The 13485-nt window shown below is 72.1% G+C and carries 13 protein-coding genes; 12 read left to right on the top strand and 1 reads right to left on the bottom strand.

The window, feature by feature from the left end:
* From XM48_RS01080 to XM48_RS01125, 10 genes are all read left to right on the top strand, one after another.
* Positions 1-702: ATP-binding protein (locus XM48_RS01080; RefSeq protein WP_046453928.1), on the top strand; the 702-nt coding region annotated here is incomplete at its 5' end.
* A complete protein-coding gene (gene hpt, locus XM48_RS01085) occupies positions 677-1231 on the top strand; it encodes a hypoxanthine phosphoribosyltransferase (RefSeq protein WP_046453929.1) in 555 nt (184 codons plus the stop codon). The genes XM48_RS01080 and hpt, both read left to right, overlap by 26 nt.
* 260 nt (positions 1232-1491) lie before the next feature.
* Positions 1492-3450, top strand: a complete 1959-nt coding sequence (gene ftsH / locus XM48_RS01090; RefSeq protein ID WP_369699846.1) for an ATP-dependent zinc metalloprotease FtsH — start codon at positions 1492-1494, stop codon at positions 3448-3450.
* Positions 3447-4028 (top strand): GTP cyclohydrolase I FolE, encoded by a 582-nt coding sequence (gene folE / locus XM48_RS01095; RefSeq protein WP_046453930.1) that lies wholly within the window; start codon positions 3447-3449, stop codon positions 4026-4028. Before ftsH ends, folE begins: the two co-directional genes overlap by 4 nt.
* The gene (folP, locus tag XM48_RS01100; RefSeq protein ID WP_046453931.1) at positions 4021-5373 is read left to right on the top strand and encodes a dihydropteroate synthase; all 1353 of its coding nucleotides are present in this window, start codon (positions 4021-4023) and stop codon (positions 5371-5373) included. Before folE ends, folP begins: the two co-directional genes overlap by 8 nt.
* Positions 5370-5885, top strand: a complete 516-nt coding sequence (gene folK / locus XM48_RS01105; RefSeq protein ID WP_046453932.1) for a 2-amino-4-hydroxy-6-hydroxymethyldihydropteridine diphosphokinase — start codon at positions 5370-5372, stop codon at positions 5883-5885. Before folP ends, folK begins: the two co-directional genes overlap by 4 nt.
* Positions 5885-6439 (top strand): DUF3180 domain-containing protein, encoded by a 555-nt coding sequence (locus XM48_RS01110; protein WP_046453933.1) that lies wholly within the window; start codon positions 5885-5887, stop codon positions 6437-6439. Before folK ends, XM48_RS01110 begins: the two co-directional genes overlap by 1 nt.
* Before the next feature lie 84 nt (positions 6440-6523).
* Positions 6524-7069, top strand: a complete 546-nt coding sequence (locus tag XM48_RS18150) for a PH domain-containing protein (RefSeq protein ID WP_084820848.1) — start codon at positions 6524-6526, stop codon at positions 7067-7069.
* A complete protein-coding gene (locus XM48_RS01120; RefSeq protein ID WP_052961216.1) occupies positions 7066-8766 on the top strand; it encodes a PH domain-containing protein in 1701 nt (566 codons plus the stop codon). Before XM48_RS18150 ends, XM48_RS01120 begins: the two co-directional genes overlap by 4 nt.
* Entirely contained in the window at positions 8763-9464 is a 702-nt protein-coding gene (locus XM48_RS01125) for a Rossmann-like and DUF2520 domain-containing protein (protein WP_046453934.1), read from the top strand. The genes XM48_RS01120 and XM48_RS01125 overlap by 4 nt, the downstream gene beginning before the upstream one ends.
* Before the next feature lie 33 nt (positions 9465-9497).
* On the opposite strand, the gene XM48_RS01130 is transcribed toward XM48_RS01125, so the two are convergent.
* Positions 9498-10685 (bottom strand): multidrug effflux MFS transporter, encoded by a 1188-nt coding sequence (locus XM48_RS01130; RefSeq protein ID WP_046453935.1) that lies wholly within the window; start codon positions 10683-10685, stop codon positions 9498-9500.
* Between the two features lie 89 nt (positions 10686-10774).
* Between XM48_RS01130 and XM48_RS01135 the strand changes: the two genes are divergently transcribed.
* Positions 10775-11713, top strand: coding sequence for a hypothetical protein (locus XM48_RS01135; RefSeq protein ID WP_046453936.1), 939 nt, complete (start codon positions 10775-10777; stop codon positions 11711-11713).
* A gap of 69 nt (positions 11714-11782) precedes the next feature.
* On the top strand, positions 11783-13315 hold the full coding sequence (gene lysS / locus XM48_RS01140; RefSeq protein WP_046453937.1) for a lysine--tRNA ligase: 1533 nt from the start codon (positions 11783-11785) through the stop codon (positions 13313-13315).
* Positions 13316-13485: the final 170 nt, after the last annotated feature.

Consider the following 13485-nt stretch of genomic DNA (forward strand, 5'->3'; position numbering starts at 1 on the left):
TTCTCCCCGCTCCTCGAGGCCGCGGCCGACGAGACGGGCGCGGCGGCGATCCTCACCGCGCACACGCGCGACGACCAGGCGGAGCAGGTGCTGCTCGGCCTCTCGCGCGGCTCGGGCACGCGATCCATCGCGGGGATCCCCCCGCGCCGCGGCCGGATCCTGCGCCCGCTGCTCGGTGTTCCGCGAGCCAGCACCGAGGCCGCCTGCGCGGCGCAGGGGCTGGATCCCTGGACCGATCCGCAGAACGCGGATCCCGCCTTCGCCCGGGTGCGCGCCAGGATCTCGGTGCTGCCCGTCCTGGAGCGGGAGCTGGGCCCCGGCGCGGCCGCGGCGCTCGCCCGCAGCGCCGAGCAGGCGCGTGAGGACGCGGACGCGCTCGACGGGATGGTCGACGAGTGCATCGAGGAACTGGTCGAGTTCGCCGAGGCGGGGATCGCGGTGCTGATCCCCGCGCTCGCCGCGAACCCGGCGGCGATCCGGCACCGGGTGATCCGCCGGGTGGCGCGCGACGAGTTCGGTGCCCTGCTCTCGCGGACCCACACGCTCGAGATCGATCGGCTGATCACCGAGTGGCGCGGTCAGGGACCGCTCACCGTCCCCGGCGCTACAGTAGTTCGTGCCGGTGAGCGCCTCGTGTTCACCGCCGCCACACCTTTCGAGCGAGAGCAGGAGTCACATGGACGCGTCCCACCTCGGCGATGACCTCACGGTCGTGCTGCACACCGAAGCCGAGCTGCACGCACGGCTGGCGGAGCTGGCGCGCGAGATCGAAGCCGAATACCGGGACGAGCCGCCGCTGCTCGTCGGCGTCCTCAAGGGCGCCGTCATGGTCATGGCGGATCTCTCGCGCGAACTCCGCTTCCACGCCGAGATGGACTGGATGGCCGTCAGCTCGTACGGCGCCGGCACCAAGTCGAGCGGCGTCGTCAAGATCATGAAGGATCTCGACGCCGACCTCACCGGCCGCGACGTGCTCATCGTCGAGGACATCATCGACTCCGGGCTCACGCTGTCCTGGCTGAAGGAGAACCTCGAGAGCCGCGGCGCGAAGTCGGTGCGCATCTGCACCATGCTCCGCAAGCCCGAGGCGATGAAGGTCGACCTCGAGGTCGACTACGTCGGCTACGACATCCCCGTCGACTTCGTCGTCGGCTACGGGCTCGACTACGCCGAGCGCTACCGCAACCTGCGCGACGTCGCGATCCTCGCACCGCACGTCTACAGCGAGTAACCCGGCGATTCAGGGCCGTTCCTCGGTTCGCCCTCGGCGGAAGCCGGGGGCGTTGTCAGACCGGACGGCTACGCTTGCACTCGTGAAGTCCGGTGCGGCACGCGCCGCATCGGCATCGCGGTCGAATCGACATGCGGCGGACGGGCTGAGCTCAGCGCACCCGCCGGACCCAGAAAGGGCCCAACGTGGCTGAGACACTGTCCAAGGGGAAGAAGCTGTTCCGCGGCCCCCTGATCTACTTGATCCTCGCGCCCATCATCGTGCTGGTCGGGTGGATGCTGATCATGGGCGGCGGGTCGCGCGAGGTGAAGACCGAGCGCGGACTCGAACTGCTCTCCGACGGCAAGGTCAAGCAGGCCGAGATCATCGACGGCGACCAGCGCGTCAACCTCACGCTGACCTCCGTCGACAAGAAGGCGGGCACCGACGAGGTCTTCTTCTACTACGTCGGCCCGCGCGGCGAGTCCGTGGTCGAAGCGGTCACCAAGGCCGCTCCGAAGGACGGCTACACCGACCAGGTGCCGCAGCCGAACCCGCTGTGGTCGCTGCTCGGCTTCCTGCTGCCGGTGCTGCTCATCGGCCTGTTCTTCTGGTGGATGCTGTCGTCCATGCAGGGTGGCGGCAACAAGGTCATGCAGTTCGGCAAGTCGCGGGCGAAGCTCGTCTCGAAGGAGGCGCCCACCGTCACCTTCGCGGACGTCGCGGGCGCCGACGAGGCGGTCGAAGAACTGCACGAGATCAAGGACTTCCTGCAGGACGCCTCGCGCTTCCAGGCGGTCGGGGCCCGGATCCCCAAGGGCGTGCTGCTCTACGGTCCTCCCGGCACGGGCAAGACCCTGCTGGCGCGCGCGGTGGCCGGCGAGGCCGGCGTGCCGTTCTACTCGATCTCGGGATCCGACTTCGTCGAGATGTTCGTCGGCGTCGGCGCGAGCCGCGTGCGCGACCTCTTCAAGGAGGCCAAGGCGAACGCCCCGGCCATCATCTTCGTCGACGAGATCGACGCGGTCGGCCAGCGCCGCGGCCAGGGCATGGGCGGCGGACACGACGAGCGCGAGCAGACGCTCAACCAGCTGCTCGTCGAGATGGACGGCTTCGACCCCAAGACCAACGTGATCATGATCGCGGCGACCAACCGCCCCGACATGCTCGACCCCGCGCTGCTGCGCCCGGGCCGCTTCGACCGCCAGATCGGCGTCGACGCCCCCGACATGGCCGGCCGTCGCAAGATCCTCGAGGTGCACTCGGCGGGCAAGCCGCTGTCCAAGAACGTCGACCTCGACGTCGTCGCTCGCAAGACCCCCGGGTTCTCGGGCGCCGATCTCGCGAACGTGCTCAACGAGGCCGCGCTGCTCACGGCGCGCTCGCACGCGCAGCTCATCGACAACCGGGCGCTCGACGAGGCCATCGACCGCGTGGTCGCGGGCCCCCAGCGACGCACCCGGGTGATGAAGGATCAGGAGAAGCTGATCACGGCATACCACGAGGGCGGTCACGCGCTCGTCGCCGCCGCGCTCAACCACACGGATCCGGTCACCAAGATCACGATCCTGCCCCGCGGCCGCGCGCTCGGCTACACCATGGTCATCCCTCTGGAAGACAAGTACTCGATCACGCGCAACGAGCTGCAGGATCAGCTCGCCTACGCCCTGGGCGGTCGCGTCGCGGAGGAGCTCGTGTTCCACGATCCCACCACCGGCGCGGGCAACGACATCGAGAAGGCCACGAGCACGGCGCGCAAGATGGTCACCGAGTACGGCATGTCGGCCTCGGTCGGTCCGGTCAAGCTCGGCCAGGCCCAGGCCGGAGCGTTCCTCGGCGAGTACGGCCAGAACCGCGACTACTCCGAGGGCATCGCGGTCGAGATCGACGCCGAGGTGCGCGCGCTCATGGAGCAGGCGCACAACGAGGCCTACGAGGTGCTCGTGCTCAACCGCGACATCCTCGACGATCTGGCGCGCGAGCTGCTCGTGAAGGAGACGCTCGACCACATCCAGATCGCCGAGATCTTCCGCGACGTGAAGAAGCTCCCCGAGCGCCCCACCTGGCTCTCGCACCAGGAGCGCCCGGTCTCCGATCGCCCGCCCATCGCGGTCCCCGCCTCGGTCGCCACCGATGCACTGCAGGCGGCCCCGCAGGCACCGGCCGCTCCGCAGGAGCCGACCGCGCCTCCGGCCCCGCCCGTGCCGCCGGCTCCCGAAGGGCCGGGCGCCGCATCATGACCCCGAGCGTCGATCGCCCGCGCATCGCCGCCGCAGTGCGGGAGCTGCTGACGGCGATCGGCGAGGATCCCGACCGCCACGAGCTCGCGAGCACCCCCGCTCGCGTGGCCGACGCCTACGCCGAGTTCTTCTCCGGCGTGGGCGTCGACCCGTCGGTGCACCTCGCCGACGCGGTGCCGGTGGGGGACCGCCCCGGCGAGCTCGTGCTGCTGCGCGACATCGCCCTGCGCTCGGTCTGCGAGCACCACCTGCTGCCGTTCCGCGGGCGCGCCCACATCGCCTACCGGCCCGCCGAACGAGTGGTCGGGCTCAGCGCGCTCCCGCGCGTCGTCGAGACCCTCGCTTCGCGGCCCCAGGTGCAGGAACGGCTCGGCGAGCAGATCGCCCAGGTGCTCGAGGACGGCCTCGATCCCGCCGGCGTGCTGGTCGTGCTCGAGGCCAGCCACGGCTGCGTCGCCGATCGCGGCGTGCGCCAGGCCGATGCCGTCACCGTCACCATCGCCTCCCGCGGGGAGCTCGCCGAACCGGCGGCCCGCGCCGAGATCATGGTCCTGCTCGGAAAGCCGGCCGATGACTGAGGTCATGGGCGTGCTCAACGTCACGCCCGACTCGTTCAGCGATGGGGGCCGCTTCGATGCGCTCGACGCCGCGATCGCGCGCGGCCGGGAGCTCGTCGCGCAGGGCGCCACCATCGTCGACGTCGGCGGCGAGTCGACCCGCCCGGGTGCCGAAGCGGTGCCTCCGAGCGAGGAGCAGCGTCGCGTCGTCCCCGTGATCCGCGCCCTCGCCGAGTCCGGAATCCGCATCTCGATCGACACGATCCACGCCGAGACCGCCGAGGCCGCGGTCGCCGCCGGTGCCTCGATCGTCAACGACGTCTCGGGCGGCCTGCACGACCCGCGCATGGCCGAGGCCGTCGCCGCGTCCGGCGCCGAGTTCGCGATCGGGCACTGGCGGGGGATCCCCGACCCGGCGCACGGCCGATCCGGCTACGTCGACGTGGTCGGCGAGATCCGCGAGGCGCTGGCGCGCTCGGCGGAGCGCGCGGTCGCCGCGGGAGTCGACGCCCGGCGCATCATCCTCGATCCCGGCCTCGGCTTCGATAAGACCGCCGAACAGGGCTGGCGGCTGCTCGCGCAGCTGCGCGAGCTCGGCGGACCCGAAGCGCGGATCCTGGTGGGCATCTCGCGCAAGCGGATGCTCGGCGAACTGCTCGACGCGCTGCCGGAGGCCGCCCGCGGGGCGGGCGGGCCGATGGCGCGCGACCTCGCGACCGCCGTCACGAGCGCCCTTGCCGTCCGCGCGGGCGCGTGGGGCGTTCGCGTGCACGACGTCCCGTCGACGGTCCAGGCGCTCGCCGTGGCCGGGGCCTGGAGCGCCGCCGAGGGGACCGCATCGGCGCAGGGATTCCCGGCGGCATCCCTGCCGGTGTTCGGCGAGGCGCCGCCCTCGCAGTTCGGTGCTGTCTCCCCAACGTCATCCCGCGCGAGCCTGCGAGTCGCGGGATCCGATCCCGCACCGGCGCCCCGCTTCGACGGCGACCTGATCCGCCTCTCAGGGCTCGAAATCCGGGCCCACCACGGCGTCTTCGACTTCGAGCGCGAGCAGGGCCAGCGCTTCCTCATCGATGCCGAGGTCTCGGTCGATCTCGGCGCGGCCGCGCGCAGCGACGAGCTGGCCCGCACCGTGCACTACGGCGAACTGGCCGAGGCCATCTCGGCAGCGGTCGAACGGGACCCGGTCGACCTCATCGAGACGGTCGCCGAACGCGCGGCCGACGTCGCGCTGAGCTTCGACGGCGTGCGCGCCGTCCGTCTCACCGTGCACAAGCCCGAGGCGCCCATCGACCTGCCCTTCGGCGACGTGTCGGTCACGGTCGTCCGCGCCGCGGCCGGTGCCGGCACCGTGGGAGGCTCCGAATGATCGCCCAGCTCGTCCCCGTCGTGCTCGCCTTCGGCGCCAACCTCGGCGACCGCGGCGAGACCATCGCCGCGGCGCAGGCCGAGATCCTCGCGGCGCCGGGGGTCCTCAGCCTGAGCGCGTCGCCGCTGCGCGAGACGATCGCGCTCACGCTCGACGGCCCCGACCCCGACGCGCCCCGCTACATCAACGGGATCGCGCTCGCCGCGACCACGCTCGACCCGCACGCGCTGCTCGACCTGCTGCAGCGCATCGAGTCGGAGCACGGGCGCACGCGCGACGTGCGCTGGGGCGACCGCACGCTCGACATCGACCTGATCCTGTACGGCGGACGCAGCATCCGCGACGAGCGCCTCACCGTGCCGCACCCGCGCGCGCACGAGCGCGACTTCGTGCTCGCCCCGTGGCTCGACCTCGATCCGCACGCCACGCTGCCGGGCCACGGCACGGTCGTCGCGCTGCTCGAACGGATCGGCGACTCGACCACCCGGCTCGACGACGGAGGCGCGCGCTGATGCAGCGGGAGCATCGCACCTCGTGGATCTGGCTGCTCGTCTTCGGGATCGTCGGAGCCGGGGCCGGTGCGCTCGTGCAAGCCCAGCGCTCCGCCGTCGGCATGCCGCCGATCGTCCCGCCGCTGTCGCTCTCGGCCACGCTCACCGTGCTCGCCGGAGTGCTGCTGGTGCTCGGCATTCTGCTGCGCCGGGCCGTGACTCATCGGGCCGAGCGCATGGTCAACCCGTTCCACGCCGTCCGCCTGCTCGCCGCGTCGCGCGCCTCCCAATTCGTCGGCGCGCTGTTCGGCGGCTTCGGCGTCGGCGCCCTGCTGCCGCTCGGCGCGCGCAGCGTCCCCGCACCGAGCGCGACCTGGGCCCCGATCCTCGCGACCGCGATCACCGGCGCGGTGCTGCTGGTCGTCGGGATACTGGTCGAGCACTGGTGCCGCGTCCCGCCGAGCGACGACGAGGACGGCGAAGGCAGCGGAGGCGGGCCCGGCGGGGGAGCGGTCGGACGCTCGGGCGAGGAACCCGCGCCGCACGCCACCCGCACCCGGCCCCGCGACATCTGAGCCGAACCACTCCGAAGAAGCCCGGATCGCGCTGAAGCGCGCCGGGACCGGTGCCGCGCGCCGGGTTCGCCGTAGAGTGGGAGCGTGACAGAACCGGCGCATTCAGCATCCCCCTCCGATCAGCCCGTCGCCCGCCACGGTGCCGCGAGCGAGACCGGCGCGACCGCGTGGTTGCGGGTCTCGCCGAAGTACGCCTGGGTCGACCTGGTCGGCAACCTGATCCCCGTCGTGATCGCGGGCGGTGCCGCCTACGTGATCCCGACGTACATCCGCACGGACGTCCCCGTGCTCGTCGTCATCGCGCTGGCCGTCGTCGCCGTCGCGTTCCTCGTGAACGCGATCCTCGCCTTCCGCCGCGTGCGCGCGATGGGCTACGCGCTGCGCGAGGACGACCTCGTCTTCCGCCGCGGCATCATGTTCGAGCGCGTGGTCGCGGTGCCCTACGGCCGCCTGCAGCTGGTCGACGTCACCCGCGGGCCGCTCTTGCGCGCGCTCGGGCTCGCGAATCTCAAGTTCGTCACCGCGGCCGCGGCGACGGGCATCGCCCTGCCCGGCCTCGTCGACGCCGACGCGGAGGCGCTGCGCGACGAGCTGATCCGGCTCGCCGAGTCGCGGCGGTCGGGGCTGTGAGCGACCCCGCGGTCCCGGCTCGACCGGTCGGCCCGGCGCAGCCCGGGGGCGGAGCCCAGGGACAGCCCGCGATCCCGAGCGACGGCGAGTGGCGGCGGCTCCACCCGCTCTCGCCGCTGCTGCGCGGCGGGCTCTTCGTGCTCGTGCTGTTCGGCATCATCGTCGCGAATCTGCGCGACCAGGTGATCAGCCTGGTCATCGGCAACTCGAGCTGGAACCAGAGCCCCGAGAACGGCGGCATCGACTACATCTTCGAGCACGGTCTCGTGGTCGTGGCGCTGCTGGTCGTCGCGGGGATCATCGCGCTGGTGATCCTGTTCTCCTGGCTGTCATACCGCTTCGCGCAGTTCCGCATCGCCGACGACGCGGTGGAGCTGCGTCGCGGCGTCCTGTTCAAGCAGCACCGCCGGGCGCCGCTCGACCGGATCCAGGCGGTGGACCTGCAGCGGCAGCTGCTGGCCCGCGTGCTCGGACTCACCCAGGTCGAGGTGCAGACCGCGGGCCAGGGCGGCAAGCTGACGCTCGCCTACCTCGGGCACCGCGACGCGCAGGCCGTGCGGGAGCAGATCCTCCGTCTGGTCCGCGCGCAGACCGCCGGCGCCGCGAGCGCGGATCCGGCTGCGGCGGGTCCCGCAGCGGCGGCCGCGGCGGAAGGCACGGCCGGGACGGCGGACGCGACCGCTACCGCGGACGCGCAGTCCGGATCCCGCCTGCGGAACGCGCTCGACCTCGAATCGCGCGTCACCGACTTCGCCGACGACGACGTCGACCAGGGTGCGCGCATGTCGGGCACGCTCGTCACGGTGCCGCTCGGGCGCCTCGTCGGCAGCATCGTGCTCGGCTGGGGCTTCCTGGTCGCCATCGTGCTGGTGGGCGTGATCGGCGGTTTCGTGATCGCCGGGCATCCGGCGGCGCTCGCGGGCCTGATCCCGATCGTCATCGCCTCGGTCGCGGTGATCGTGAGCCACTTCAACCGAGGCTTCGGGTTCACGCTCTCGCGTTCGGACGACGCGATCCGGATCGGCGCGGGCCTCACCGCGACGCGCACCGAGACCATCCCCTTCGCGCCGGTGCACGCCGTCGACGTGCGGCAGCCGCTGCTCTGGAAGCCGTTCGGCTGGTGGCAGGTGCGGATCACCCTCGCGGGCAACGCGACCAACGGATCGGACGGCCAGAAGGTCGCCGGGATCGTGCTGCCCGTCGGCACGCTCGACGACGCGGTGCGCGTGACGCAGACGATCCTGGGCGATCGGAACTTCTTCGCGGCGAGCGGCGGCGGCGCCGAAGGCCCGCTCTCGTACGCCGTGCTGCGGGACGGGATCGCGGGTGCGGGCGGCGGCTACCTCGGTGCCGGGCCGCGCAGCGGACTCGTTCTCTGGGCCGCGCGTCGGCGCACCGGGATCGCGGTGACCGAGCCGGGCCCGGGATCCCCGCACACGCTCGCGCTGATCCGACGCGGCGTGCTCACCCGCGGCTACGCCCTCGTGCCGCTCGCGCGAGCCCAGTCGGTGCTGCTGCACCGCACGTTCTTCCACCGCGCGCTGGGCCTCGCCCGCGTGCGGGTGCACACGGTGTTCGGGCCCGTGCCGACCGAGATCGCGGGACTCGAACTCGACCATGCCCGCCGCCTGTTCGAGCAGCTCGCGGCTCAGGCCGTGGCGGCGCAGCGCGACGACGTCGCCGGGACCCCGCGATGAGCGCGACCCGTCGCGACGGGCGGCTCGGCATCGGGATCGTCGGTGCGGGCCGCGTGGGCCCCGTGCTCGGCAACGCGCTCGCCGGAGCCGGGCACGCGATCACCGGGATCTCGGCCGTCAGCGACGAGAGCCGCGAGCGCGCGGAGGCCATGCTGCCCGGCGTGCCGGTGCTCGATGTGCCGGAGGTCGTGCGCCGCTCGGAGCTCGTGCTGTTCGCGATCCCCGGCGACGAGCTCCCCGGCCTCGTGCGCGGACTCACCGAGACCGGGGCGTGGCAGCCGGGCCAGCTCGCCGTGCACACCGCGCCCGAGCACGGCTACGGCGTGTTCGCGCCCGCGCTCGCGACGGGCGTGATTCCGCTCGCCCTGCACCCGGCGCTCGTCTTCACCGGCACGAGCCTCGACCTGACCCGGCTCGCCGAATCGACGGTCGCGGTCACGGCCCCCGCTCCGGTGCTGCCGATCGGGCAGGCGCTCGCGGTCGAGATGGGTGCGGAGCCCGTCGTGGTCGCCGAGCGGGATCGACCGGCGTACGCCGAGGCGCTCGCCGCGGCGCGCGAGTTCTCGAGCGCGGTGGTGCGGCAGGCGCTCGAAGCGCTCGACGGGATCGGCCTGGAGCATCCCGACCGGGTGATCGGCGGCCTCGTCCGCGCCTCGGTCGAGGAAGCGCTCGCGCGGGCCGTGCCGCGAGCGGAGTAGCCGCGGGCTGCGGGGCCGCGGAGCGCTCGCGCCTCAGCCCCTGCGGCGGATCGTCGCGCAGGCGGCCGACAGCACGGCGGCCGCGGCGACGGTGATCGCCATGGGCAGCGCGGTCGTCTCGCCCCAGAGCCCGACCAGCGGAGCGGCCGCGCCGCCGAGGGCGAACTGCGCGGTGCCGATCAGTGCCGACCCCGATCCGCGTGCGCTCCCGGCGCGGGCGAGCGCGAGGGCGCTCGCGTTCGACATGGTGAGGCCGGTGCCGCCCGTGAGCGCGAACGCGCAGGCGATGAAACCGGGGATCGTGAGCGCGTCCGAGAGCACGAGCGTCAGCATGCCGAGCCCGCCGAGCACGAGCAGGCCGGATCCCACGGAGAGCATGCGCGCCGGGCCCACCCGTGGGGCCAAGCGGGCGTTCACCAGGTTCGCGATGAGCAGGGCGGATGCTCCGGCGGCGAACGAGAGCGCGTACTCGATGGGCGTCATGCGCAGGAGCCGCTGGCCGATGAACGGCGACGCCGAGATGTACGAGATCATCGCGGTGAACGACAGCGCGAAGGCGAGCGTGAGCGCGACGAAGCCGCGATCCCGGATCAGCTCCCCGAAGGGCCGCAGGGCGGCGCCGACGCCGTGCGGGCGCCGCTGCTCGACGGGCAGCGACTCGGGCACCCGGCGCCACGCGAGCAGGAGCATGAACGTCGAGATGACGGCGAGCACGGCGAGCACGCCGCGCCAGTCCCAGAGCCGGTGGGCGAAGCCGCCGAGCACGGGCGCGATCATGGGCCCGAGCCCGACCACCATGGCGATGAGGCTCAGCGCGCGCACCGCGGTATCGCCGGTGCTGAGGTCCGCGGCGATGGCGCGCGAGAGCACGATGCCGACGGCGCCCGAGAGGCCCTGCAGCAGACGCAGGGCGATCAGCGTGCCGATGTCCTGCACGAACACGGTCGCGATGCCGGTGAGCGCGAACACCGCGAAGCCCGCGAGCAGCACGGGGCGGCGACCGAGCGAGTCGGAGAGCGGGCCGAGCAGCAGCTGTCCGAGGCCGACGCCGAAGAAGAACAGCGAGAGCGTCAGCTGCACCGACGACGCCGAGGCGTGCAGTTCGCTCGCGATGCTCGGGATCGACGGGATGTAGAGGTCGGTGGCGACCGCGCTCACTGCGGCGAGCAGGCCGAGCGCGGCGAGGAGTCCCGGAGTCAGGCGGGGTTGCGCAGTGCTCACGGTGCTCCTCCTTCGGCGGCCCACCCGCTCGCCTGAATCGTATACGATCATCCGCGAGCGACCGGGTGTTCGGTGCCGGAGGGGAATCCATGACGCAGTACTACCCGTCGCCGCGCGAGATCCTGGCCGACGCGCTGCTCACCGAATCGGTGGACACGATGTTCGGGACCCATTCGACACGGCATGCCTCCTTCGCTGCGCTGGCGAAGGCGCCGACGCCGGCCACAGTGTGGGAAGCCATCCACGGCGTCATGGAGCAGATGCACTACTTCCACCTGAACGATCCGGAGTTGGAGCAGTACGCGACGTCCGCGGAGGTTGAGGCCGTCCGTACCGGGCTGGCCGAACTCGGCATCTCCGCCGAGTGGAGCGCGCCGTTCGCTCCGGAGCGGCAGCGGATCGTTCAGATGAAGCACAACGACGAACCGCTTCCGGACGCGGACCCGTATCCCGGCGACCCGCGACCCCGCCTCGTGGAGTTCATGGCCGACGCCCGAAGGCCGTACGGGGTCTGGTGGACGCCTCCCTTGACCTATCAGGTGCAGCAGACGAGCAGCCCGCTCCCGACGCTCCCCGCCTCCGACCTGCTCGGCGGGGAGGATGACTTCAGTGCTGCCATCGCGAATGTGCGACCGGCGCTGCGCGCCACGGGAGATCTGACCGTCATGGAGGTCGATTCCGTCGCCGACTGGCTGGACCTCGTCCGTTCGGCACCCGTCGATGTGACGCGCTCGCGGGAGCGCAACTGGGGAATGCTCGAGCCCGGTCTCCGCTGGGTGATCCCGGACTGGGCCGCGCTCGCCGAGCGGTACGACGCGATCCACCTGACCGTCAACGGCTACCTCGACCTCTCCTGCGTCCCCATCGAGACCGCGCCCGGCGAGCGGACGATGGTCGTGGGCTGGGGGCCGGAGGAGACCTACTGGCTGCGCGAGCCGAAGCTCGAGTGGGGCGAGCAGTTCCGGGCCTACCGGTACGGGCCCGCGAGCTGGGGTCGGACGCCGGAGGAGTCGGACTCGCTCGCGTAGACTGATCCGGTGCGCCCGGGCCGGGTCCCGAGCGCCGCATCAGAGCACAGCATGGAGGATCCCGCCCAAATGAGCGAGCAGACCGCACCCGAAACGCACGTCGAAACCGAAGCAGAGGTCTTCGAGCAGAAGCGCGTGCGCCTCGAGAAGCGCGACAAGCTCAATGCCGGCGCCGACCTGGCGGGCGGCGCGTACCCCGTCTCGGTCCCCGTGACCACTACGATCCCCGCCGTGCGGGCGAAGTTCGGCGAGCTCGTCGCCGGCGACGAGACCGGCGAGATCGTCGGCATCGCCGGCCGCGTCGTGTTCCAGCGCAACACCGGCAAGCTGTGCTTCGGCTCGCTGCAGGCGGGGAACGGCGAGCGGATCCAGGTGATGGTGAGCCTCGCCGAGGTCGGCGAGGACTCGCTCGCGAGCTACAAGGAGCTCGTCGACCTGGGCGACCACCTGTTCGTCAGCGGCGAGGTCATCTCGAGCCGTCGCGGCGAGCTCTCGATCATGGTCAAGGAGTGGCGGATCGCCGCCAAGGCCATCGCCCCGCTGCCCAACATGTACGCGGAGCTGAACGAGGAGACCCGGGTCCGCCAGCGCTACCTCGACCTCATCCAGCGCGAGCAGGCGCGCCGTAACGTCGTCACCCGCGCCCGCACCATGGCGAGCCTGCGCCGGACCTTCGCCGATCGCGACTTCATCGAGGTCGAGACGCCCATGCTGCAGACCATGCACGGCGGCGCATCGGCGCGTCCGTTCGTCACCCACTCCAACGCCTTCGATACCGAGCTCTACCTGCGCATCGCGCCCGAGCTCTTCCTCAAGCGCGCGGCGGTCGGCGGCCTCGAGCGCGTCTTCGAGATCAACCGCAACTTCCGCAACGAGGGCGCCGACTCGACGCACAGCCCCGAGTTCGCGATGCTCGAGGCGTACCAGGCCTACACCGACTACAACGGGATCGCCGACCTCACCCAGGCGCTCGTGCAGAACGCGGCGCTCGCCGCGAACGTCGGCACGGAGCGCGAGGGCACCCAGGTCGTGGAGTGGGCCGACGGCACCCTCTTCGACCTCGGCGGCGACTGGGATCGCATCTCGATGTACGGGTCCCTTTCCGAGGCGGCCGGCCGTGAGATCACGCCCGAGACCTCGGTCGAGGAGCTGCTCGCGCTCGCCGAGCAGGAGGGCGTCGAGGTGAAGCTGCCGAACCACGGCAAGCTGATCGAGGAGCTCTGGGAGCACTTCGTGATCGACTCGCTCACCCGTCCGACCTTCGTCATGGACTTCCCGGTCGAGACGAGCCCGTTGACCCGCCACCACCGCTCGATCCCGGGCGTCGTCGAGAAGTGGGATCTCTACATCCGCGGCTTCGAGCTGGCGACCGGCTACTCCGAGCTCGTGGATCCCGTCGTGCAGCGCGAGCGCTTCGTGCAGCAGGCCGCCGAGGCGGCCCGCGGCGATGACGAGGCGATGGGCGTCGACGAGGAGTTCCTGCGCGCCCTCGAGCACGCCATGCCCCCGTCGGGCGGCATGGGGATGGGCATGGATCGCCTGCTCATGGCGCTCACCGGCCTCGGGATCCGCGAGACGATCCTCTTCCCGCTCGTCAAGTAGACGACCGGGAGCCTGCGAGCAGTCGTCTATCCTGCGCGAGCCTGCGAGTCGCAGGATCCATCCGGGAGCCTGCGAGCAGTCGTCATCCTGCGCGATGCTGCGACTCGTGCCTCGCGCAGCATGACGAGGAGTCGCAGGATCCCGGAGTGACCGAACGCAGCAGGGCCCCG

This window comes from Leucobacter sp. Ag1, assembly GCF_000980875.1.
Lineage (GTDB): Bacteria > Actinomycetota > Actinomycetes > Actinomycetales > Microbacteriaceae > Leucobacter > Leucobacter iarius.

Bases quoted from the DNA above. Each gene is read 5' to 3' on its own strand.
- hpt (WP_046453929.1), top strand. From the start codon at position 677: ATGGACGCGTCCCACCTCGGCGATGACCTCACGGTCGTGCTGCACACC.
- folE (WP_046453930.1), top strand. From the start codon at position 3,447: ATGACCCCGAGCGTCGATCGCCCGCGCATCGCCGCCGCAGTGCGGGAG.
- folP (WP_046453931.1), top strand. From the start codon at position 4,021: ATGACTGAGGTCATGGGCGTGCTCAACGTCACGCCCGACTCGTTCAGC.
- folK (WP_046453932.1), top strand. From the start codon at position 5,370: ATGATCGCCCAGCTCGTCCCCGTCGTGCTCGCCTTCGGCGCCAACCTC.
- XM48_RS01110 (WP_046453933.1), top strand. From the start codon at position 5,885: ATGCAGCGGGAGCATCGCACCTCGTGGATCTGGCTGCTCGTCTTCGGG.
- XM48_RS01125 (WP_046453934.1), top strand. From the start codon at position 8,763: ATGAGCGCGACCCGTCGCGACGGGCGGCTCGGCATCGGGATCGTCGGT.
- XM48_RS01135 (WP_046453936.1), top strand. From the start codon at position 10,775: ATGACGCAGTACTACCCGTCGCCGCGCGAGATCCTGGCCGACGCGCTG.
- lysS (WP_046453937.1), top strand. From the start codon at position 11,783: ATGAGCGAGCAGACCGCACCCGAAACGCACGTCGAAACCGAAGCAGAG.